The following is a 22,580-nucleotide window of genomic DNA, read 5'->3' on the forward strand; positions in this document are numbered from 1 at the left end:
GTTCGGTGGTAGTCCCGCTACGACCGTCACCGGTCCCCTCGACCTTGCCACAAATTCCCTCCGGCAGAATGATCCCATTTAGCCGCCCGATGCTCTAGCCCCTTTCAAATCGCTTTTTTGGATCACGCGAGGTTAATTGTTGGTAATGTTTGCCACTCAACGCGTTTGAATGGGCTTTTTTGCCCTTTCACGATGCATTGCGGGTGGTTACGGGCCTTGTTCTTGACGAAAAGAATGATCATATTCAGCGCTAGGCATGCTGGAGCCCCGCCAGCGGCGCCTTGGTTCAGATGGACCTGACACCGGACGGGGCAGAAGCAATAGAGGAATTCCATGGCTGAACCCCTTCGCAACTACCAGACGCGCTCAGTGCCCGTCGGCCGTGCAGACGCCGATATCGACGAGGGCCTGCGCGCATATATGATCCGGGTCTATAATTTGATGGGCCTTGGCCTTTTGTTAACCGGGCTCGCCGCCATCGGCACGATCATGATGGCGACGACAAGTGATCCATCGGCAGCGGTCGCGACCCTGCCAAGCGGCCAGATGCTGACATCCTTCGGCTATGCGATCTTCGCATCACCGCTGAAATGGGTGGTCATCCTTGCGCCTCTCGGCGCGGTCATGTTCCTGTCGTTTCGTATTCAATCGATGAGCGTTTCGGCAGCCCAGACGACATTCTGGGTCTATGCCGGTCTCGTCGGTCTTTCGCTGTCGTCGATCTTCCTTCTCTACACGACGGCCAGCATAACGCAGACCTTCTTCGCGACTGCTGCCGCATTTGGTGCGCTTTCGCTTTATGGTTACACGACCAAGCGCGATCTTACGGCAATGGGCTCGTTCCTGATCATGGGCCTGTTCGGCGTGATCATTGCGATGGTGATCAACATCTTCCTGCAATCCTCGGCGCTCTCTTTTGCGGTGTCGGCCCTCGGCGTGCTGATCTTCGCGGGCCTCACCGCCTACGATACGCAGAAGATCAAGGAGATGTATTTTGAAGGTGACAGCACCGATACTGCCGGTCGCAAGTCCATCATGGGCGCGTTGAGACTTTATCTCGACTTCATCAACCTGTTCATGTTCCTGCTGCAGTTCATGGGCGATCGCCGCTGATCGGGCAGTCTGGACCAGTCATTCAGGAAGGGCGGCATAATTGCCGCCCTTTTCTTTTGCCGACAGGTCGCCATAACATCCCGGTGGAAGAGGGGTATGCGCCTGTTGAGTGATTTGTTGATACGTGACGCTGTTGCGGCCGACTTTGAGCATATTACCAGCATCTATGCCGATGCGGTTTTGAGCGGGACAGCGAGTTATGAACTGGACCCGCCGACGTTGAGCGAGATGCGGGAGCGTTTTGAAAACCTTATCTCAGGTGGATTTCCCTACATCGTTGCCGAGGGCGAGGGTGGTTTATTGCTTGGCTATGCCTATGCCGGGCAATTTCGAGCACGTCCCGCCTATCGGTTTATCGTCGAAGATTCCGTTTATGTCGCCGCGCAAGCCAAAGGACAGGGGGTTGGCCATGCATTGCTCAAACACCTCATCGAAGCGACGCGGGTGCTGGGTTTTCGGCAAATCATCGCGGTGATCGGGGATGGAACCTCGACCAGCGTATCGGTGCGCTTACATGAAAAGCTTGGCTTTCATCATTGCGGTCGTCTTGAAGGTTCCGGCTACAAGCATGGTCGCTGGCTTGATACGGTGTTCATGCAGCTTGAGCTGAATGGCGGCACGAGCCTGCCACCTGATGCACAATCCTTGCCCGAACGAAAATTTCGGGGCTAGCGTCCCGAATCTGAAATTCAAATCATTATTCGAGTGGCGCTGTACGAATTTCGGATCTCGATAAACACCCGGCAGGAATCCCTTTAGATGCGATGTGCTTTAAACGCACAATGGATGCTCTATGACGGTATCCTTGATTTTCTCAGGCGTTGACCAGTTTCAGCTTGTTGTCGAAAACCCCTAGAACGCGCGTAAGTTCGTGCCCGCGTTTCAGGATACGACCGCCAGCCGCAATCACTGCAAAGGCCCCCTGGCGGCGCGCCAGTTTCGGGTCCTTCACGATCTGGAACAAGGGAATTTCACTGGCGCGACGGAATACCGAAAAAACAGCACGGTCAGTGAGATGGTCTATCGCGTAGTCGCGCCACTCATTGGCGGCGACCATTTGCCCGTAAAGCCGGAGGAGTTGATCGAGTTCACGGCGCTCGAAAGCCACGGGGATATCCTGGCGTTCGCGTCGGGCTTCGTGCAGCGGTATCAATATTGCGGATCCGTCCCCATCCTCCGCCCCGCCGCTGCCATCGATCATGCCTTAACCTTTCGAATGAACGTCGCTAGCCCAAAGGTTCGCGCTTTCGATTGGCAAATGCAAGTGTTGAACCTCAATCCGCTCTTTGTGGGGCCGCGTCATACGCGGGCTCAAGGCAACGGTTGTGGAGATCGGGATTATCTGTGCGAAAACAAAAAGATGGGTCGAATTTCAAGCGTCATGCATATTTCTGCCGAATTCCCGCGCGGTCACGTTTTTGCACGCACTGTCGGAATTGGTGATGGCTTGCCACATTGCTGCCTTATTTTATCCGCGTTAGCGCCCCAATGTCGAACGACTTTACATGTGTTGCCTGAGACGGTTCGGTCCGGCACCGGCTCGTAACCCCCAAGCCCCCCGCCCACGGGTCTGAGTCGGATCGAACCAATTCCGGTTTCTTGACTGAAACCGATGCGGCAACTTCTCAACCAGCTTTCATCTATTTGCCGCGCTCCCTTGGAGCGGGCTTTTTGACGAAGGCGGCACCAAGTATCGGCCCCGGTATACCGTTCTTGTCAACGGACTGAAGGAGGACGGCGCAGCCTCCTTTTTTCGAGATTTCGCTTGCCGGAAGCTCATAGCTCTGGGCTTTGCCGTGCCACATTCCCGCAGTCTGTATGCTGTTAACAGCGTTCCAGTAGGTTAGTTTGCGTCCGCTGTTCTCGCCCCTGCCAATATCGACTGTCTGGGGGACGTCAAAATAAACGATGATGACGTGGGCGCTATCGAGTTTGCCGGAGCTATTGAGCTTGCCATCGCCGGCTTCGATCATCACACCGTCGCCGTGCTCACGGACCTTGATATCGACCCGCATGCCCTCGTCGGCCTGTTCAAGACTGGCGAGCTTGTTGTTGATGGCGCTTTTGTTGGCACCGTTGACATGCGTGCGGCCATTGATGACGGCTTGCGGCGTATAGACCGAACGGTTGGCAAAGGCGCGCATATAGCCATATTGGCGTTCGGTATTTTCCCTGCTACCGAGTGAATCGCGCCAGCCGAGGTAATCCCAGTAGTCAACGTGATATGCGAGAGCGACAATATTGTCCTTGCTGGCCAATTCGGTGAAAAGCGCATCCGCTGGCGGGCAGGAGCTACAGCCCTGACTGGTAAAGAGTTCGACCACGCCAAGCGGCGTGCCGGAATCTTTTGCAAAACTGGTTGCTGCATATGCCGACAAGCCAAGCGCGATTGCTGCCAGTCGTGCGATCTTTCCAGGTTTCATGGGCTTCCGATTTCTGCCGGTGTCTCCAGCTTGTTTTTCTGGTTCCCCAATTATCTGACAGATGCGGCGTTCAACGGGAAGTCACGTTGCGGTGAAATTCTTGTCACCGCCATTAAAAAAAGCCGCCGGAAATGTCCCGGCGGCTTGTATTGGTTCGTGCTCGAACTGAGTTATGCGGCCAGATCGCGCAACACATATTGCAAGATGCCGCCGTTCTTGAAGTAGTCGAGTTCGTCAATCGTATCGATGCGGCACAGGATCGGCACATCTTTTATGGTGCCATCGCCATAGGTGACTTTGGCAATCATCTTCTGGCGTGGGCGAATGCTGTCCAACCCATCGATTTCAACGAGTTCGTCACCCTTGAGGTTGAGCGAAGCCCAAGAAGCACCGTCTTCGAACACAAAGGGTATGACACCCATTCCAACCAGGTTCGAGCGGTGAATACGCTCAAAAGACTGGGCAATAACTGCGCGCACGCCAAGAAGATTGGTGCCCTTGGCTGCCCAGTCACGCGATGAGCCATTGCCGTATTCGACCCCTGCGAAGACGACCAGCGGCACGCCTTCCTTCTTGTATTCCATGGCCGCGTCATAGATCGAGAGTTCTTCCTTGGACGGGTAATGGATGGTGTATCCGCCTTCACGGCCGTTCTCGCCCAGCATGTGGTTTCGGATGCGGATATTGGCGAAAGTGCCGCGCATCATGACCTCATGATTGCCGCGCCGCGTGCCATACTGGTTGAAATTCACCGCATCGACGCCATGATCGACAAGGTACTTGCCTGCCGGTGAAGCCGCCTTGATCGAACCCGCCGGCGAAATGTGGTCGGTGGTGATCTTGTCGCCGAACAGACCAAGCACGCGCGCGCCCTTGATGTTCTCGATCTTGCCGATTCCGCTACCCATGCCGACGAAATAGGGCGGGTTTTGCACATAGGTCGAATTGTCGTCCCAGGCATAGGTCTGACCTTCGGGAACCTTGACGTTCTGCCAGTTCTCATCGCCCTTGAACACGTCGGCATATTTGCGGGCAAACAGTTCGCGCGTGACGTTCTTCTCGATAAAGTCTTGAATCTCGGCCGAGTCTGGCCAGATGTCCTTGAGGTATACCGGGTTGCCGTCGCGGTCATCGCCCAGCGGTTCCTTGGTCAGGTCGCTGGTAACGGTTCCCGCAAGTGCATGCGCCACAACGAGTGGCGGTGAAGCCAGATAATTTGCCTGCACATCGGGCGATACGCGGCCTTCGAAGTTGCGATTGCCTGAAAGCACAGCGGCTGCGATGAGGCCCTTGTCGTTGATCGTCTTCGAGATCGGGGCCGGAAGCGGGCCGGAATTGCCGATACAGGTCGTGCAACCGAAGCCGACAAGGTTGAAGCCAATCTGGTCCAGCTCCTTCTGGAGACCGGATTTTTCCAGATACTCGGCAACAACCTGCGATCCCGGCGCAAGCGAGGTTTTTACCCACGGCTTTTGCTTCAGGCCAAGACGGTTGGCATTGCGCGCCAACAGGCCCGCGGCAATCAGAACGCTCGGGTTCGAGGTGTTGGTGCAAGACGTGATCGCCGCGATGACGACATCGCCATGACCAAGGTCGTGCGATGTGCCTTCCACCGCATAGCGTTTGGAAATTTCCGCAGCCTTCTTGTATTCCGTGTCCATCGCCTTGGCGAAACCAGCGGGAATATCCTGCAATGCAAAGCGGCCTTCGGGACGCTTTGGACCGGCCATGGACGGCACGACATCGTCGAGCGAGAGTTCGAGGAGATCGGTAAATACCGGATCGGGTGAATCGTTCTCGCGCCACATGCCCTGAGCCTTGGCATAGGCTTCGACGAGTTCGATGCGATCTTCGGTGCGCCCTGACATGTTGAGATAACGCACCGTTTCGGCATCGACCGGGAAATAGCCGCAGGTGGCGCCATATTCGGGTGCCATATTGCCGATGGTGGCACGGTCAGCCAACGTCATGTTGGACAGGCCGGGACCAAAGAACTCCACGAACTTGCCGACCACACCCTTCTTGCGCAGCATCTGGGTGACGGTAAGCACGAGATCGGTGGCGGTGACACCTTCCTTTAGCTTGCCGGTGAGGCGAAATCCGATGACTTCGGGCAACAGCATGGATACCGGCTGGCCAAGCATGGCCGCTTCCGCCTCAATGCCGCCGACGCCCCAGCCAAGCACGCCAAGACCGTTGATCATGGTGGTGTGGGAATCGGTGCCAACGCAGGTGTCGGGATAGGCTGTCGCCTCGCCGTCATCGCTGTTGGTCCAGACGACCTGTCCGAGATATTCGAGGTTGACCTGATGGCAAATGCCGGTTCCAGGCGGCACAACGCGGAAATTGCGAAATGCTTGCTGGCCCCATTTCAGGAACTTGTAGCGTTCCTCGTTGCGCTCATATTCAAGCTCGACATTGCGAGCGAACGCCATTGGCGTACCGAATTCGTCAACGATGACCGAATGGTCGATCACCAGATCGACCGGCACCAGCGGGTTGATTTTCTGCGGATCACCGCCCAGCGAGGCCATGGCATCGCGCATTGCAGCCAGATCGACCACTGCCGGCACACCGGTAAAGTCCTGCATCAGCACGCGGGCCGGACGGTAGGCGATCTCGACGCCTGCGGTGCCCCTGTCAGTCAACCACGAAGCCACAGCCTCGATGCTTTCCTTGGTGACTGTGCGACCATCTTCATTGCGCAAGAGATTTTCCAGAAGAACTTTCATGGAATACGGCAATTGCGCAATGCCGGTCAGGCCGTTCTTCTCGGCCTCGATGAGGTCGTAATATACATAATCGGTACCGCCTGCATTCAGGGTGCGGCGGCAATTGAAACTGTCGAGTGATTTGGACACGTGCGATCCCATTCTGGTCTGTTCAGCCTAACTGGGAACGGACTCCGATGGCATGCAATCACGCGCAAAGGTGCGGGTACGGCCATTTCCGCTGTCCGTTTCCACGCGTTCGGGCCGTTCAAGGCGGCTGGCACGCTGGTTCGGCGCAAATTCGGTTCCCAAGCCGACCGCTGGCCCGGTTGCACCGCATATAGAGAATTTTCTGGAATAGTTCTAGATGCGGAATTGTCAATTCTGCTGCAACATGCGCATGCAGGACACAGACTTTCGACGAAGGAGGCATAATGCGGCTGATCGCCGACAATCTTTGTGGCGAACGGGGGGTGAACACGTTTTTGACGGCGTGAACTTTTCGATCGATCACGGACAAGCGCTTCTCGTGACCGGCCCGAACGGTTCGGGCAAGTCAACCTTGCTGCGCATTATCGCAGCCTTGCTGCCCGCCGCAAGCGGGCGCGTGTGGGTTGAGGGTACCGGGGAAGACCACCCGACGGTCGCATCTGCGTGTCATTATCTGGGTCACGCCAATGCAATGAAGACGGCACTCAGCGTTGTCGAGAACCTCGATTTCTGGCAGCGCTTTGGCGGCGATCATGGTCTTGGCATTGCCCAATCGCTGGAGGCTGTCGGCCTCGGTGAAATCGGCCATCTGCCATATGGCTATCTTTCGACCGGGCAAAAGCGCCGGATTTCGATTGCCCGGCTGCTGGTCAGCCGCCGCCCGATCTGGCTGCTTGACGAGCCGACGGCGGGCCTGGACAAAGCGTCGGAGGCGAGATTTGCGGGTTTGATGAAAATGCATCTTGACGATGGAGGGCTGATCGTTGCGGCCACGCATATGCCCCTGGGGCTAACAGATGCTAAGGAATTGAGGATGGGGAGCATCTCATAATGTTTGCCCTCTTCATCCGGGACCTGCGCCTTAGCGTTCGTGCCGGGGGTGGTGCGCTGACAGGCATCATCTTCTTTCTTGCCGTCATCGCCACGATCCCGTTCGGCGTTGGGCCTGATCTCAAGCTGCTTGCCCGCATTGGCCCGGCGATTTTGTGGATCGGTGCCTTGCTCGCCTCGCTTCTCGGTCTTGACCGGCTGTTTCAGCAAGACCGCGAAGACGGATCGCTCGACCTTCTGGTTGTCAATGACGATCGCCACATGCTGGCGCTGACGATATTGGTCAAATGCCTGGCTCACTGGACAGGAAGTGTGCTGCCGCTGGTGATTGCCGCGCCATTTCTTGGTCTTTTCATGAATATGGACCCACTATCCATTGGTGCATCGGCATTGACGCTTCTGGTAGGCACGCCGGCGATCACCTTCATCGGCGCGGTAGGTGCTGCAGTGGTGGTTGCGCTTCCACGCGGCGGTTTGCTGATCTCGGTTCTGGTGCTGCCGTTGACGATACCGGTGCTGATTTTTGGCGTATCGGCCAGCTATGGTGCTGTTGCAGAACCTGATCCATTCATGCAGCCTTTTCTCATCCTCATTGCACTTACCATGTTTTTCGCGGTGGTCGGACCGTTTGCCGCAGCGCTCGGCCTGCGCCATGGCACGGATTGAGGTGGTCATTTCTCATTCAATTGATGACAGCGTCGCGCGCAGCCAATTGCGCTGCAATGGCGGGGCGGTTAATGGATGCGTCATGTTACTGGCCAAAAGACATTCCATGCCGGGTTGCGCAATGGAGAAGCATTCCCAATGAGCGTGCACGATCTCTACGTAACCGCTGCTTATGCGATCACAGCCGTTGTTCTGGCTGGATTGATCGGCTGGATACTTCTTGACCAGCGGGCTCGCAGGAAAGAACTGGCCGAATTGGAAGCGTCCGGCGTGCGCCGCCGCTCCGATCAGGCAGGGTCTGGCAAACAATGAGCGTCGAACCGCAAAAGCCTGCACGCCGGCGCTTGATCGTACTTTTGCCGCTGGTGATTTTTCTCGGGCTCGCGGGCCTGTTTCTCGCGCAATTGATGTCGGGGCGCGATATCTCTGAAGTCCCGTCCGTTCTGATCGGCCAATCCGCGCCACAGACGCATCTGGCCGCGCTCGAAGGCAGCGGGCTTGCCGGACTGGATTCCAGTTCGTTCGCTGGCAAAGTAACGGTGGTCAATGTTTTTGCGTCATGGTGTTTGCCGTGCCGCGAGGAACACCCAGTCCTCCTGTCGCTATCAGGCGACAGCCGCTTCACTCTGGCGGCAATGAACTACAAGGACAAACCTCAGAACGCGCTGAAGTTCCTGAACGAGCTTGGCAACCCATATGCGGTCATCGGCGTCGATGCCGCTGGTCGCACAGCGATCGATTGGGGCGTCTATGGCGTGCCGGAAACATTCGTCATCGGCCGGGATGGCAAGATCGCTTACAAGCATATCGGGCCGCTGACGCCGCAATCCGTCGGCAATCTGCTCATGCCCGAAATCGAGAAGGCGTTGCAAAAACCTTCTCAGCCGTAAAATTCCTTATGAACGTGATGAAGCATATCGTCACGGTTGCCGCGCATGTCGACGAGGTCACGATCGCTGAGGCCATTGATTTCGTTGACGAGCTGGTTGTAGCGCTTGCGACGCGCCAGATTGGCGCGGGCACGGGAAATAAAGTCGTTGAAGATCATGGAACAATCCTTTTATGGGGCCGCATTTTCGCGGCGCGTTTGTTCCTCCCGATCAATTCAAAGCATGACATAGTTATTCTGTGATGCAAAAAGAATATGCTGCATCGCAGCATTGCGCGAGATGCATGGCTGGCTGTTGGCCTGAGTCGAGTTCATTTCAGGCGATGACTGGAGCGGTTCGGATCTCGCTCTAACTCTTCTTGGTCTCTTCATCGAGCGAGTGGCGCATGATCAGCGGCATTTGGCTGACTGTGAACAGAAGGGTGATGGGTATGTTTGCCCATACCTTGAAGGCCACCCAGAAGTCGGTCGAGAAATTTCGCCAGATGACCTCATTGACGACGGCCATTACCAGGAAGAACACGCCCCAGCGCAAAGTGAGCTTTCGCCAACCCTCGGCGTCAAGCCTGAAGGCTGAATCGAAGACATATCCAAGCAGCGATTTGCCAAAATAGAGGCCACCGAGCAGGATGCCACCGAATAGTGTGTTGAGGATGGTCGGCTTCATTTTGATGAAGACATCGTCTTGCAGATAGAGTGTCAGCGTGCCGAAGATGAGCACGACGATGCCCGACACCAACGGCACCATTGGCAGGGTGCGCGTCAGAAGCCACGACACGATGAGAGCAATCGCGGTTGCGGCCATGAACATGGCCGTGGCAATGAATATCGGGCCACCGAATTCGGCCAAAGCCGGAAATTTCTCCGCCAACCAGGCACCGCGCGTATTGGTGAAGAAAAACACCAGCAGCGGCCCGACCTCAAGCGTCAGCTTGAGCACGGGATTGATGGGTGCCTTCTTGGCTTTTTGAGGTTCGGATGGATCGCGTTCAAGGATCGGCATGTTCATCATGGCTCGCTATCGAAGGAAGGGATGGCTAGCAGGTCAAAAGACGGGACCAACGCCATATCGCCAGTTTCTATTCTACACCCGCAATGGCTCGGGCAAATTCGTTTGCGGAAAATGGCTCCAGATCGTCAACCTGCTCACCAACGCCAATGAAATAAACCGGAAGTTTATGCTTGGCGGCAATCGCCACGAGAATGCCGCCACGCGCGGTTCCGTCCAGTTTGGTCATCACCAGCCCGTTGACGCCAGCGATATTTCGGAAAATCTCGACTTGATTGAGGGCATTTTGACCAGTGGTCGCATCGACCGTTTGTAACACTGTATGGGGCGCATCAGGATCAAGCTTGCCCAGAACGCGCACGATCTTTTCAAGCTCGGCCATCAGTTCGGTCTTGTTTTGCAAACGACCGGCAGTGTCAATGATCAAAACATCGGAGCCGGCCTCCCTGGCTTGTTCGAAGGCGTCATATGACAGGCCGGCAGCATCAGCGCCCAATTTCGTGGCAATGACGGGTGAGTTGGTTCGCTCTCCCCATATCTTCAGTTGTTCGATAGCGGCTGCGCGGAAGGTGTCACCGGCGGCGAGCATGACCGAAAGCCCACCTTCGGTAAGTTTGGCGGCGAGCTTGCCGATGGTCGTGGTCTTGCCGGTGCCGTTGACGCCAACGACCAGAACGACATGCGGCTTATGCGACAGATCGAGTTCCAGGGGTTGAGCCACCGGGTCCAGAACCTTTTCCACTTCGGCTGCCATGATCGTGCGAACCTCGATGTCGGAGACATCCTTGCCGTAGCGGCTGGCGGCGAGCGCATCGGTAACGCGCAGCGCCGTTTCGACGCCGAGGTCTGCCCGAATCAGCACATCTTCGAGGTCCTGTAATGTGTCTTCATCAAGCTTGCGCTTGGTAAAAACACCAGTGATGTTGCCCGACAACTCTTTGAGGAGCGCGCCAGCCCATCCTTCATGCGCTGGAACCATGAGCGCTTCGGTTGAACCGGTTCCGGTGTCGGTTGCGGAGCCTTTTGCTCGACCTTCCTGGTGACGGTTACTTTGCCCGGCGCAGCTGTCTTGCCCGATACGGGGCTTTCCTCATTTTTCGCAGGAGGAGGCGGAGCGACCTCCTCGACAGGTGATGGTGCGGGTTCCACGGCCTCGACAGCAGGTGGCGTGGCCGATTCAGCCGAAACCGGCTCAACGGTGTCGAGGCGAACATCCTGTGGTGTCGGCTCAGTTATAGCGGCTTCTGTTTCGGAAGCGGGGGCCGCCGGTTCGTCGTCCTCGACCGACTCGCGAGTGGCTGGTTCGACCTCAGCCTCAGCCTCAGCCTCAGCCTCAGCCTCAGCTTCCGCTTCGCGTGGGTCCGGCTCGGGCTCTGATTCGGGTGCGACCGGCTTTGGTTCAGGCTTTTTCTCAGATATCGGCTCGGGCTTTATCTCGGGCGCAGGCTCAACGACAGGAAGCGTCTCTGCATCTGGCTCGTCTATAGCGGGTGGCTCGTCGGCAGGAGGCGTCTCGTCAGCCGGGGCAACTTGCGGCGCGGCGATTGGCGGTTCGGGGGTTGCTACCTCATCGGCAATGGCAGGTGCAGGCGCATCCGCCACGCGATCCGGCAATTCGGATGGCTTTTTGTCGGCGACCGGTTCGATTTGCTCAGGGACGGGGACATCTGCGGCAGGCTTCAAGGCATCGAGATTGAGCGGCGGCAAGGGCGCTGCCTCGTCGATCTTTTCCTCGACGACTTCCTTCTTGCCGAAGGAGAATATTTTCTTGATGAAACCGAAGGCCATGCGTTCTTTCTGCCTTACGCCGCACAGGCGGCAAGTGGGACGGCGTTCAAACGCTCGCTGTCATGGCCGGTTATGCGTGCTTCAACGATTTCGCCGGGCTTGCCAGTATCGATTGCCGCAAGCGTAAAGCCCTCGGTCCGGCCAAGGCCATCACGCTCGACAAGGATGGACTGGCTGGTGCCAGCGAGCGCATCGAGATGCTTGTGATAAGCACTTTCACCCGCAGCGCGCAGGCGTGCAGCGCGTTGCTTGACGACCTCGCGTTTCACCTGCGGCATGCGCGCAGCCGGTGTCCCCTCGCGGGGCGAAAACGGAAATACATGCAGATGCGTCAGGCCACATTCCTCGACAATTTTCAAAGAATTCGCGAACATTTCCTCCGTTTCGGTCGGAAAACCGGCAATTATGTCGGCGCCAAACACGATATCGGGGCGAATTTGGCGCATTTTTTCGCAAAAACGGATCGAATCGGCGCGCAAATGACGCCTTTTCATGCGTTTCAGGATCATGTCGTCGCCCGATTGCAGCGACAGATGCAGGTGCGGCATGAGCCGCGGTTCCGTCGCGATGGCCTCAAGAAGATCGTCGTCGACTTCGATGGAATCGATTGACGACAGCCGCAACCGTTTTACCTCGGGCACTTGCTGCAAGATGGTTTTCACGAGTTTGCCAAGTTTCGGACTGCCGGGCAGGTCGCCGCCATAGCTGGTCATATCGACGCCTGAAAGCACCACTTCCGCATAGCCGTTTTCGGCCAGGCGCCGGATTTGCTCGACCGCGGCACCCATCGGGACCGAGCGGGAATTGCCGCGCCCATAGGGGATGATGCAGAACGTGCAGCGATGGTCGCAGCCGTTTTGCACCTGCACGAAGGCGCGGGCGCGACCCTCGATCGCATCGACCATATGCGTGGCGGTTTCACGCACCGAGAATATATCGTTGACGCGGGCCTTTTCGGTATCGTTGACGCCAAAATCCGGCAGCGCCCGGTAAAAATTGGCGTGAAGTTTCTCTTCATTGCCGAGAACGAGATCGACCTCATTCATGGTGACGAAATCCTGCGGGCCGGTCTGGGCCGCGCATCCGGTGACGATTATGCGGGCTTGCGGATGTTCGCGCCGTGCCTTGCGAATTGATTGCCGGGCCTGGCGCACGGCCTCGCCGGTGACCGCGCATGTGTTGAAAATGATGGCACCGCCAACAAGCTCGCCGAGGCCAGCCTTTTCGGCTTCGCGGCGCATGACTTCCGATTCATAGGTGTTGAGGCGACAGCCGAAGGTGACGACATCAATGCCTTTGGTCGAGGCGCTCATCAGGCAACACTTTCCGCATCGCGTTGCCATGTTCCTGTAGCGGGATCGAATGTCCCGGAAAACTCCCATTCGGCGGCACCGGTCAGGACCACATGGTCGTCCTCGCGCCATTCGACATGAAGCTCGCCGCCCGGCGCATGAAGTGTGACGCTGCGACCGGTGCGCTTGGTGCGCGCAGCCGAAACGGCAGTTGCGCATGCAGCGGAACCGCATGCCTTGGTAAGCCCTGAACCGCGCTCCCAAGTGCGAATGGCCATGGTGTCGGGCGCGATCTTTTGCGCAATGGTGATGTTGGCGCGTTCAGGGAAAACCGGATGGTTTTCCAGCATCGGTCCGAAACGGTCGAGTTCATAGGACCAGACATCGTTATCGACCCAGAAAACCGCATGCGGATTTCCCATCGACACCACAGAAGGCGAATGCAGAACCGGCGCGTCAATCGGCCCGATCTGCAATTCGATCATGCGCGTATCGCGAAACTCCTCGGCAAGCGGGATGCTTTGCCAGGAAAAATGTGGCACGCCCATATCGACCGAGATCATGCCGTCGCCATGTTCCTCGGCATTCAAAATTCCGGCCGGTGTTTCAAAAGTAAATGTCTTTGTGCCAGTTTCGGCAGCAAGCGCCTGGACGACACAGCGCATGCCGTTTCCGCATGCCTGCGCAGAAGTGCCGTCGGAATTCAAGATATCGACAAAATAAGCTGTGCCAGCCGTTCGCGGATCGTGAACGGCCATGATCTGGTCGAATTTCGTCGCTGCATCCGCGTTGAGCGCAAGGGCGGCCGCCGCACTGACCTTGTCAGCACGTCCACGCATATCGGCAACGATGATCTCGTTGCCGATGCCATTCATTTTGGCAAAAGGGGCCGCGCCTGCCATGAAGCCAGTCTTTATCTGTATCCGTTGCGCGCTATATGGCTGAAACGGTCATGAATTACCAGTGTTGCGGCACGCACCGGCACTTACGTCACCACGAAAATTCCCAATACGACCAGCAGGAAGATGACAAGTACGACACCGATCAGGATCCGCGCGCCAGTGGCTGCGGCTCCAGCCAGTGAAGGCATGCCGAGCACGCTGGCGGCGGCGGCAACAATAAGAAGAATGATAATCCATTTGATCATCGTTTGACCCCAGTGCGGTTATTTTCCAGTGAGGAAACGCCGGTGAGGCCAATTGTGTTCCAAACACGATCTGGCGCGGTTTGAACTGCGACAAAATTACAACATATCATCGTACAAACTCAAATTTAACCATATCGGGTTGAAATTCTGCCACCTTCTCCATCTTGGTGGGGAACATATCTATTCGAACGGCGTCTATTATGGACCCGCGGAGGTTGGAATGACATTTTCGAGACCCGGCCTAATTGCCGTATCTTTGGCTGCGCTTCTGGTGAGCGGTTGCTCAAGTACGCGCTTTTCCTCGATGGATTCGGCCCAGCCGGCGCCGCTTCCGGCTGCGCCTTCCGGCACGATATCCTCCAGCCAGTTGCCGCCGCCAGCGATGCCAGCGCCAGCGGATTCCTCACAATTCCCGACGGCTCCGCAAGATCCCCAAATGGCTTCGCTGCCAAGCGATGGCGGTGCACCATCAGGTGCGGCCGACCTCACCCCGTCCAGCGTTGCAGGCGTTTGGAACGTCAATGTTGCGGGACAAAGCTGCAGGGTTGCGACGCCCCAGACAAAATTCGGTCAAGGCTACAGGGCTGGCCCGCTGCATTGCCCGCCGCCGATCGATAGCATCAAATCATGGAATGTAGGCGGCAAGCAGTTGACGCTTTACGACCAGGACGGCGGCACGCTGGCGCGCCTCTATTCGTCAGGGTCAGGCAAGTTTGATGGCCAGACTTCCAATGGTCAGCCCATATCGCTATCAAGGTAAGCTCTTAACGGATAAATTCCTCAGCGACATGACACATGCATCTGCGTGACGGCCTTCAAATCCATGCGACCGTCGAACAGCGTTACGACCATCTGATTGCAAATGGCATGGTCGAAGCAGATGACGCGCAGCAGCGCGTGGTGGCACGGCTTGACCGGTTGATTGATGATATCGCCACGAAAAGGGTCGCGCATAAATCCAGCGCGCTTGGCTGGCTTTTTGCGCGCAAGCGCGAAACGGGCGCGACCGTCAAGGGGCTTTATATTCATGGCGGCGTCGGGCGCGGCAAGACGATGCTCATGGATATTTTCTTTGACCTCGTGCCGGTCAAACGAAAGCGGCGCGTCCATTTCAATGACTTCATGGCGGATGTGCAGGATCGAATCCAGGGCCATCGCAAGGCTCGCAAGACGGGTCTTGTGAAGGAAGATGATCCGATTGCGCCGGTAGCACGCGCCCTTGCGCAAGAAGCATGGGTGTTGTGTTTCGACGAATTTTCAGTGACCGACATTGCCGATGCGATGATCCTGTCGCGCCTTTTTTCGGCATTGTTTTCCAATGGTGTCGTGTTGGTCGCCACTTCAAACGTTGCTCCCGACGATCTCTATCATAATGGCCTGAACCGTCAGCTTTTTGTCCCGTTCATCGGCGTTCTGGAGCGATATACCGAAGTCCTGATGCTCGAAACCGACAAGGACTACCGGCTGGACAAGTTGAACAGGCTGCCTGTCTATGTGATGCCTGCCGATAGCGAAGCCGATATGGTGCTCAATGAGTTGTGGTCAGCCATGACGCACGGTGCCTCGACAAGCAAGGTTGTGCTGACGGTCAAGGGGCGAAAGGTGCCGGTTCCTCGCGCGGCCAATGATGCCGCGCGCTTTTCATTTGCCGACCTATGCGAAAAACCGCTTGGCGCACGCGATTATCTGGCCATCGCGAAACGTTTTTCTACCGTTTTCATCGACCACGTCCCGATATTGGCGCAAGACAAGCGCAACGAAGCGAAACGCTTCATTCTGCTTGTCGATACGCTTTATGACCATCATGTGCGGCTGGTGCTGAGTGCCGACGCACCTGCCGGCGGGCTTTACGCGGGCAAGCGCGGGACCGAAGCGTTCGAATTCGACCGCACCGTGTCACGGCTGATCGAAATGCAGAGCCGCGATTGGCTGGATGACTGGGCAACAAGACATGAGGTTGAGCAAGGCAGACCGCAGGAAACGACGACAGGTGAGGTGCGGCCTCCTTCTCCTGCTGCCCAGAGTTGAAACGCGTGTTCGCATCAATATTGCGTCATTAGCCTGAAACAGCCTTCTGATTTTGGCGCATCGGTCGTATAAAGTTTGTGTCGCGCGTTAAAATTTTGACGTTTACGTAAGTCCATTTGCTTCTAACCGATTGAAATCACTGATGCTGAAATAACCGGTTGAATTTTACCTATGTTGGGGCTATTGGGTGCGGCGAAATTTTGCGGTTCTCCCGCACCCTACCGGCCTCATCCTCGACGCCGTCGTGGCGTCGTCACAGAAAAAGGGAAATGATCCTGACATGGCACGCAACAAGATAGCGCTCATCGGTTCCGGCATGATTGGCGGCACGCTCGCCCATATGATTGGTATGAAGGATCTTGGCGATGTGGTGTTGTTCGACATCGCCGAAGGCACGCCACAAGGCAAAGGCCTCGATATCGCGCAATCATCGCCCGTCGACGGGTTTGACAGCCGCTTGACCGGCGTCAACGACTATGCCGGCATCGAAGGCGCGGATGTGTGCATCGTGACGGCCGGCGTGCCGCGCAAGCCCGGCATGAGCCGCGACGATCTTTTAGGGATCAATTTGAAGGTGATGGAGCAGGTCGGGGCCGGTCTCAAGAAATATGCGCCCAAGGCTTTCGTCATCTGCATCACCAACCCGCTCGATGCCATGGTGTGGGCATTGCAGAAATTCTCCGGCCTTCCCAAGAGCCATGTAGTTGGCATGGCAGGCGTGCTCGATTCATCGCGCTTTCGCTATTTCCTCGCAGAAGAATTCAAGGTTTCGGTTGAAGACGTTACTGCTTTCGTGCTCGGCGGCCACGGCGATTCAATGGTGCCGATGATCCGCTATTCGACGGTAGCCGGTATTCCCCTGCCCGATCTCGTCAAGATGGGCTGGACCTCGAAAGATAAACTCGAAAAGATCGTGCAGCGTACACGCGACGGGGGTGCCGAGATCGTCGGCCTCCTGAAAACCGGTTCGGCCTATTATGCGCCCGCCGCTTCAGCGATTTCGATGGCGGAAGCCTATCTCAAGGACAAGAAGCGCGTTCTGCCATGCGCGGCCCATCTCAACGGTCAATACGGCATCAAGAACACCTATGTCGGTGTACCGGTGGTGATTGGCGCAGGCGGTGTGGAGCGTGTCATCGAGATCGACCTTAGCAAGAGCGAACAGAAGATGTTCGAAGCTTCGGTCGGCAAGGTGCAGGGCTTGATTGATGCCTGCACGGCCATCGCACCGCAACTCGTAAAGAAATGACCGGAGACGCTTGATATGAATATCCATGAATATCAGGGCAAGAAACTCCTGAAGAGTTTTGGTGCACCAGTGGCCGAGGGCGTGCCGGTGTTCAAGGCGGGTGAAGCCGAAGCGGCTGCCAAGGCGTTGCCTGGTCCGCTCTATGTAGTGAAAAGCCAGATCCACGCTGGCGGGCGCGGCAAGGGCAAGTTCAAGGAACTGGCGGCAGACGCCAAGGGCGGCGTGCGGCTGGCCAAGTCGGTGGCCGAAGTGGTTGCCAACGTCAACGAGATGCTCGGCTCGACGCTTGTGACCAAGCAGACCGGCCCTTCCGGCAAACAGGTCAACCGACTCTATATCGAGGACGGTGCCGATATCGATCGCGAATTGTATCTGTCGTTGCTGGTCGATCGCACGGTTGGCCGCGTTGCCTTCGTCGTTTCGACGGAAGGCGGCATGGATATTGAAGCCGTCGCCCATGATACGCCCGAAAAGATCATCACGGTGGCCATCGACCCGGAAAAGGGCGTGACGGCCAGCGATGTTGCAGCGCTCAATGGCGCTTTGAAGTTGACCGGCGATGCCGCGAAAGATGGCGAGACGCTGTTTCCCATTCTCTATAAGGCGTTTGTCGAAAAGGACATGAGCCTGCTCGAAGTCAATCCGCTGATCGTGATGGAGAACGGGCGTCTGCGCGTGCTGGACGCCAAGGTTTCGTTCGACAATAACGCGCTGTTCAGGCACGCCGATGTTGTCGAATTGCGCGATACCTCGGAAGAGGACGAGAAGGAGATCGAGGCGTCGAAATACGACCTCGCCTATGTCGCGCTCGATGGAAATATCGGCTGCATGGTCAATGGTGCCGGACTTGCCATGGCAACGATGGACATCATCAAGCTCTATGGTGCCGAGCCGGCCAATTTCCTCGACGTTGGCGGTGGCGCAACGAAGGAAAAGGTAACGGCGGCTTTCAAGATCATCACCAAGGATCCCGCAGTAAAGGGCATTCTGGTCAACATCTTCGGCGGCATCATGAAGTGCGATGTGATTGCTGAAGGCGTGGTTGCGGCAGTCAAGGAAGTCGGGCTTCAGGTTCCGCTGGTGGTGCGCCTCGAAGGCACCAATGTCGAGCTTGGCAAAAAGATCATTCGTGAAAGCGGCTTGAACGTGGTTTCGGCCGATGACCTCGACGATGCCGCGCAAAAGATTGTCAAAGCCGTGAAGGGAAACTGAACCGCGATGTCCATTCTCATCAACAAAGACACCAAGGTTCTCGTTCAGGGCCTGACCGGCAAGACCGGCTCGTTCCATACCGAACAGGCCCTGGCTTACCACGGCACTAAAATGGTTGGCGGCATTCACCCCAAGAAGGGTGGCGAAAAGTGGGATGGTTCCGTGCCGCTGCCGATCTTTTCCAGCGTTGCCGAAGGCAAGGCGCAGACCGGTGCGACGGCATCAGTCGTCTATGTTCCGCCAGCAGGTGCCGGGGCTGCGATCATCGAGGCGATCGACGCTGAAATTCCGCTGATCGTCTGCATCACGGAAGGCATTCCGGTGATGGACATGATCAAGGTCAAGGCGCGGCTGGATCGTTCGAAATCACGGCTGGTCGGTCCCAATTGCCCGGGCATCGTTACGCCGGACGAATGCAAGATCGGCATTATGCCCGGCAATATCTTCAAGAAAGGCTCCGTTGGCGTTGTTTCGCGCTCGGGAACGCTTACCTATGAAGCCGTATTCCAGACCACCAATGCCGGTCTTGGGCAGTCGACGGCGGTCGGCATTGGCGGCGATCCGGTCAAGGGCACGGAGTTTATCGACATGCTCGAAATGTTCCTCGCAGATGAGGAAACCAAGTCGATCATCATGATCGGCGAGATCGGTGGTTCCGCCGAAGAAGACGCCGCACAATTCATCATCGATGAGGCCAAGCGCGGCCGCAGAAAGCCGATGGCCGGGTTCATTGCCGGGCGCACGGCACCGGAGGGCCGCACCATGGGCCATGCTGGCGCTGTCATTTCCGGCGGTAAGGGCGGAGCGGAAGACAAGATTGCGGCAATGGAGGCGGCGGGTATCAAGGTTTCGCCCTCGCCGGCCAGACTGGGGACGACTTTGGTCGAAGCGATCAAAGGCTGATTTGCGCGCCGGGAGGAATGTTCACCCGGCGCGATTTGCAAGGAAGGGTGAACGTTCGAAACGCGGCGAGGCCGCAAACGCAAGGAGACGAGGCTCAGGCTTCGAGTGCGATATGGCGAGACAAGATCAGACCAACGACCAATTCTCCCTCACTTCTTTCCTCTATGGCGGCAATGCTGACTATATCGAAGCGCTTCATGCCGCCTATGAGGATGACCCTTCCTCCGTCGATGCGGAGTGGCAGGCGTTCTTTGCTTCGCTGAAGGACGATGCTGGCGACGTCAGAAAAAATGCCAAGGGCGCTTCATGGGCCAAGCCGTCATGGCCACTTGCCGCTAACGGGGAACTGATCTCGGCACTGGATGGCAATTGGGGCCTGGTCGAAAAGGTCATTGAAAAGAAGGTTCGTGACAAAGCGGTGGCCAATGGCGCTGCATTGACCGACGCCGACGTTCATCAGGCCACGCGCGATTCGGTGCGCGCCATCATGATGATCCGCGCCTACCGCATGCGCGGTCATTTGCACGCCAATCTTGATCCACTTGGTATTGCCAGCCAGTTGGAAGACTACAATGAATTGTCGCCGTTCAATTACGGCTTCAGTGATGCGGATATGGACCGTCCGATATTCCTCGATAATGTGCTGGGGCTGGAATTCGGCACCATCCGCCAGATGCTGGAAATTCTCACCCGCACCTATTGTTCGACGCTTGGCGTCGAGTTCATGCATATTTCCGACCCGGAAGAGAAAGGCTGGATTCAGGCGCGGATCGAAGGTGCCGACAAGGAGATAACCTTTACGGCGGAAGGCAAGAAAGCCATTTTGCAAAAGCTGGTCGAGGCTGAAGGTTTCGAACAGTTCATCGACGTCAAATACAAGGGCACCAAACGTTTTGGCCTCGATGGCGGTGAATCGCTGATCCCGGCGCTGGAGCAGATCATCAAGCGCGGCGGTCAACTCGGCATGGAGGAGATCGTATTGGGAATGGCCCATCGCGGCCGCCTCAATGTGCTAAGTCAGGTGATGGCGAAACCGCACAGGGCGATTTTCCATGAGTTCAAGGGCGGATCGGCTGCACCTGACGATGTCGAGGGGTCCGGTGATGTCAAATACCATCTGGGCGCTTCTTCCGATCGCGAATTCGATGGCAACAAGGTTCATCTGTCGCTGACGGCCAATCCTTCGCATCTGGAGATCGTCGATCCCGTGGTGATGGGCAAGGCGCGTGCGAAGCAGGATCAGGTGTTCGGGCGGAGCCGCGAAGAAATCGTACCGCTTGAAGAGCGCGCCCGGGTGTTGCCGCTGTTGTTGCATGGTGATGCTGCGTTTGCCGGACAGGGTGTCATTGCTGAAATCCTTGGCCTTTCTGGCTTGCGTGGCCACCGGGTTGCCGGAACGCTGCATTTCATCATCAACAACCAGATCGGTTTCACCACCAACCCGCGTTTCTCGCGCTCCTCGCCCTATCCCTCGGATGTCGCCAAGATGATCGAAGCGCCTATCTTTCACGTCAATGGCGACGACCCTGAAGCGGTGGTTCACGCAGCCAAGGTGGCGATCGAGTTTCGGATGAAGTTTCACAAGCCAGTGGTTGTGGATATGTTCTGCTATCGCCGGTTTGGTCACAATGAGGGCGACGAGCCGGCGTTCACGCAGCCGATCATGTATCGAACGATCCGCAAGCACAAGACAACCGGGGAGCTTTATGCGGAACGGCTGATTGGCGAAGATCAGGTGACGCAGGCCGAGTACGACAAGATGAAAGCCGATTGGCGCGCCCATCTGGAGGTAGAGTGGGAGACGGGCCAGTCCTACAAGCCAAACAAGGCGGATTGGCTGGACGGCGCCTGGTCGGGCCTCAGAACGGCTGACAATCAGGACGAGCAGCGGCGCGGCAAGACGGCAGTTCCGGTCAAGATCCTGAAGGAAATCGGCAAGAAGCTGACCGACGTGCCGAAAGATTTCGAGGCACACAAGACGATCGGGCGCTTCCTCGACAATCGCCGCAATGCGATCGAGTCGGGCGAGGGGATCGACTGGGCCACGGCTGAATCGCTGGCGTTCGGTGCGATCCTGCTCGATGGCAATCCCATTCGCCTGTCGGGTCAGGATTCGGAGCGTGGGACGTTTTCACAACGCCATTCCGTCCTCTACGATCAGCGCAACGAAAACCGCTATATCCCGCTCAACAATTTGTCTGCGGCCCAGGCAGGCTACGAGGTCATCAATTCGATGCTGTCGGAAGAGGCCGTGCTTGGCTTCGAATATGGCTATTCGCTGGCAGAACCAAAGGCATTGACCTTGTGGGAAGCCCAGTTCGGTGATTTCGCCAATGGCGCGCAAGTGGTGTTCGACCAGTTTATTTCGTCTGGCGAGCGCAAATGGCTCAGAATGTCGGGGCTCGTCTGCCTGCTGCCACATGGCTATGAGGGACAAGGCCCCGAACATTCATCGGCTCGACTGGAACGTTTCTTGCAGCTTTGTGCCGAAGACAATATGCAGGTCGTCTACTGCACCACGCCGGCAAATTATTTTCACAGCCTGCGACGCCAGTTGAAGCGCGACTTCCGCAAACCCTTGATCATGATGACGCCGAAATCGCTGCTTCGCCACAAGCGGGCGGTATCGACGATTGCGGAAATGTCAGGCGAAAGTGCCTTCCACAGACTGCTGTGGGACGATGCGCAGCTTTTGCCGAATCAGGCCATCAAACTGGTCAAGGATTCGAAAATTCGCCGCGTCGTATTGTGCGCGGGCAAAGTCTATTACGACCTGTATGAAGAACGCGAGAAGCGCGGCATCGACGACATTTACCTGCTGCGCGTCGAGCAGCTTTATCCATTCCCGGCCAAGGCCCTGATAACTGAACTGTCACGGTTTCGCAGTGCGCAGATGGTGTGGTGTCAGGAAGAGCCGAAAAACATGGGCGCATGGTCGTTCATCGACCCGTATCTGGAATGGGTGCTGGCGCATATCGACGCGAAATATCAGCGCGTGCGCTATACCGGTCGGCCTGCGGCGGCTTCACCCGCAACGGGCCTGATGTCCAAGCATCTTGCACAACTTGCCGCGCTGCTCGAAGACGCGCTCGGCGAATAATCATCGAAA

Annotated in this window: 20 protein-coding genes and 2 pseudogenes; 13 read left to right on the forward strand and 9 right to left on the reverse strand. The window is 56.9% G+C overall.

Going from position 1 to position 22,580, the window contains the following annotated elements:
• Positions 1-333 precede the first annotated feature (333 nt).
• Entirely contained in the window at positions 334-1,113 is a 780-nt protein-coding gene (locus AC0L7S_RS08065) for a Bax inhibitor-1/YccA family protein (protein WP_473473851.1), read from the forward strand.
• 105 nt (positions 1,114-1,218) lie between these two features.
• Positions 1,219-1,785 (forward strand): GNAT family N-acetyltransferase, encoded by a 567-nt coding sequence (locus AC0L7S_RS08070; RefSeq protein WP_473474229.1) that lies wholly within the window; start codon positions 1,219-1,221, stop codon positions 1,783-1,785.
• A gap of 142 nt (positions 1,786-1,927) precedes the next feature.
• Here AC0L7S_RS08070 and AC0L7S_RS08075 read toward each other — a convergent pair whose 3' ends face one another.
• From AC0L7S_RS08075 to acnA, 3 genes are all read right to left on the reverse strand, one after another.
• The gene (locus AC0L7S_RS08075; RefSeq protein WP_473473852.1) at positions 1,928-2,314 is read right to left on the reverse strand and encodes a DUF2794 domain-containing protein; all 387 of its coding nucleotides are present in this window, start codon (positions 2,312-2,314) and stop codon (positions 1,928-1,930) included.
• Positions 2,315-2,753: 439 nt separating this feature from the next.
• Positions 2,754-3,536, reverse strand: a complete 783-nt coding sequence (locus AC0L7S_RS08080) for a DUF1223 domain-containing protein (protein WP_473473853.1) — start codon at positions 3,534-3,536, stop codon at positions 2,754-2,756.
• Between the two features lie 170 nt (positions 3,537-3,706).
• A complete protein-coding gene (gene acnA, locus AC0L7S_RS08085; protein WP_473473854.1) occupies positions 3,707-6,409 on the reverse strand; it encodes an aconitate hydratase AcnA in 2,703 nt (900 codons plus the stop codon).
• 40 nt (positions 6,410-6,449) lie between these two features.
• On the opposite strand from acnA, the gene AC0L7S_RS08090 reads away from it, so the two are divergent.
• From AC0L7S_RS08090 to AC0L7S_RS08110, 5 genes and pseudogenes are all read left to right on the forward strand, one after another.
• Entirely contained in the window at positions 6,450-6,608 is a 159-nt protein-coding gene (locus AC0L7S_RS08090; RefSeq protein WP_473473855.1) for a hypothetical protein, read from the forward strand.
• A gap of 73 nt (positions 6,609-6,681) precedes the next feature.
• Positions 6,682-7,289 (forward strand): annotated as a pseudogene (ccmA, locus tag AC0L7S_RS08095) (heme ABC exporter ATP-binding protein CcmA).
• The gene (ccmB, locus tag AC0L7S_RS08100) at positions 7,289-7,954 is read left to right on the forward strand and encodes a heme exporter protein CcmB (RefSeq protein WP_473473856.1); all 666 of its coding nucleotides are present in this window, start codon (positions 7,289-7,291) and stop codon (positions 7,952-7,954) included. The pseudogene ccmA and the gene ccmB overlap by 1 nt, the downstream one beginning before the upstream one ends.
• 138 nt (positions 7,955-8,092) lie before the next feature.
• Positions 8,093-8,266, forward strand: a complete 174-nt coding sequence (gene ccmD, locus AC0L7S_RS08105; RefSeq protein ID WP_473473857.1) for a heme exporter protein CcmD — start codon at positions 8,093-8,095, stop codon at positions 8,264-8,266.
• On the forward strand, positions 8,263-8,844 hold the full coding sequence (locus AC0L7S_RS08110) for a DsbE family thiol:disulfide interchange protein (RefSeq protein WP_473473858.1): 582 nt from the start codon (positions 8,263-8,265) through the stop codon (positions 8,842-8,844). Before ccmD ends, AC0L7S_RS08110 begins: the two co-directional genes overlap by 4 nt.
• On the opposite strand, the gene AC0L7S_RS08115 is transcribed toward AC0L7S_RS08110, so the two are convergent.
• The 6 genes and pseudogenes from AC0L7S_RS08115 to AC0L7S_RS08140 all read right to left on the reverse strand — a co-directional run bounded on the left by AC0L7S_RS08115 (position 8,835) and on the right by AC0L7S_RS08140 (position 14,079).
• Positions 8,835-9,002, reverse strand: coding sequence for a hypothetical protein (locus AC0L7S_RS08115; protein ID WP_473473859.1), 168 nt, complete (start codon positions 9,000-9,002; stop codon positions 8,835-8,837). The two genes, AC0L7S_RS08110 and AC0L7S_RS08115, sit on opposite strands and share 10 nt — an antisense overlap.
• A gap of 190 nt (positions 9,003-9,192) precedes the next feature.
• Entirely contained in the window at positions 9,193-9,852 is a 660-nt protein-coding gene (locus AC0L7S_RS08120) for a septation protein A (RefSeq protein ID WP_473474230.1), read from the reverse strand.
• A 70-nt stretch (positions 9,853-9,922) separates the two neighbouring features.
• A pseudogene (ftsY, locus tag AC0L7S_RS08125) lies at positions 9,923-11,640 on the reverse strand (signal recognition particle-docking protein FtsY).
• 14 nt (positions 11,641-11,654) lie between these two features.
• Positions 11,655-12,953 carry a tRNA (N(6)-L-threonylcarbamoyladenosine(37)-C(2))-methylthiotransferase MtaB gene (gene mtaB, locus AC0L7S_RS08130; RefSeq protein ID WP_473473860.1) on the reverse strand — a complete coding sequence of 433 codons (1,299 nt, stop codon included), beginning with the start codon at positions 12,951-12,953 and terminating at the stop codon, positions 11,655-11,657.
• The gene (gene dapF / locus AC0L7S_RS08135; protein WP_473473861.1) at positions 12,953-13,834 is read right to left on the reverse strand and encodes a diaminopimelate epimerase; all 882 of its coding nucleotides are present in this window, start codon (positions 13,832-13,834) and stop codon (positions 12,953-12,955) included. Before dapF ends, mtaB begins: the two co-directional genes overlap by 1 nt.
• Before the next feature lie 83 nt (positions 13,835-13,917).
• Positions 13,918-14,079 carry a DUF1328 domain-containing protein gene (locus AC0L7S_RS08140; protein ID WP_473473862.1) on the reverse strand — a complete coding sequence of 54 codons (162 nt, stop codon included), beginning with the start codon at positions 14,077-14,079 and terminating at the stop codon, positions 13,918-13,920.
• A gap of 220 nt (positions 14,080-14,299) precedes the next feature.
• Here AC0L7S_RS08140 and AC0L7S_RS08145 point away from each other — a divergent pair, with 220 nt between their 5' ends.
• The 6 genes from AC0L7S_RS08145 (at position 14,300) to AC0L7S_RS08170 (ending at position 22,571) form a co-directional block, all read left to right on the forward strand.
• Complete coding sequence (locus AC0L7S_RS08145; RefSeq protein ID WP_473473863.1) at positions 14,300-14,839, forward strand: protease inhibitor Inh/omp19 family protein; 540 nt, start codon at positions 14,300-14,302, stop codon at positions 14,837-14,839.
• Positions 14,840-14,874: 35 nt separating this feature from the next.
• Positions 14,875-16,107 (forward strand): cell division protein ZapE, encoded by a 1,233-nt coding sequence (gene zapE / locus AC0L7S_RS08150; RefSeq protein ID WP_473473864.1) that lies wholly within the window; start codon positions 14,875-14,877, stop codon positions 16,105-16,107.
• Between the two features lie 280 nt (positions 16,108-16,387).
• Positions 16,388-17,356, forward strand: a complete 969-nt coding sequence (gene mdh / locus AC0L7S_RS08155; RefSeq protein ID WP_473473865.1) for a malate dehydrogenase — start codon at positions 16,388-16,390, stop codon at positions 17,354-17,356.
• Between the two features lie 15 nt (positions 17,357-17,371).
• Positions 17,372-18,568, forward strand: a complete 1,197-nt coding sequence (sucC, locus tag AC0L7S_RS08160) for an ADP-forming succinate--CoA ligase subunit beta (protein ID WP_473473866.1) — start codon at positions 17,372-17,374, stop codon at positions 18,566-18,568.
• A 6-nt stretch (positions 18,569-18,574) separates the two neighbouring features.
• Positions 18,575-19,471, forward strand: coding sequence for a succinate--CoA ligase subunit alpha (gene sucD / locus AC0L7S_RS08165; RefSeq protein WP_473473867.1), 897 nt, complete (start codon positions 18,575-18,577; stop codon positions 19,469-19,471).
• A 112-nt stretch (positions 19,472-19,583) separates the two neighbouring features.
• Complete coding sequence (locus AC0L7S_RS08170) at positions 19,584-22,571, forward strand: 2-oxoglutarate dehydrogenase E1 component (RefSeq protein ID WP_473473868.1); 2,988 nt, start codon at positions 19,584-19,586, stop codon at positions 22,569-22,571.
• Positions 22,572-22,580: the final 9 nt, after the last annotated feature.

The sequence above is a fragment of the Mesorhizobium sp. G2-6-1 genome, assembly GCF_055809095.1.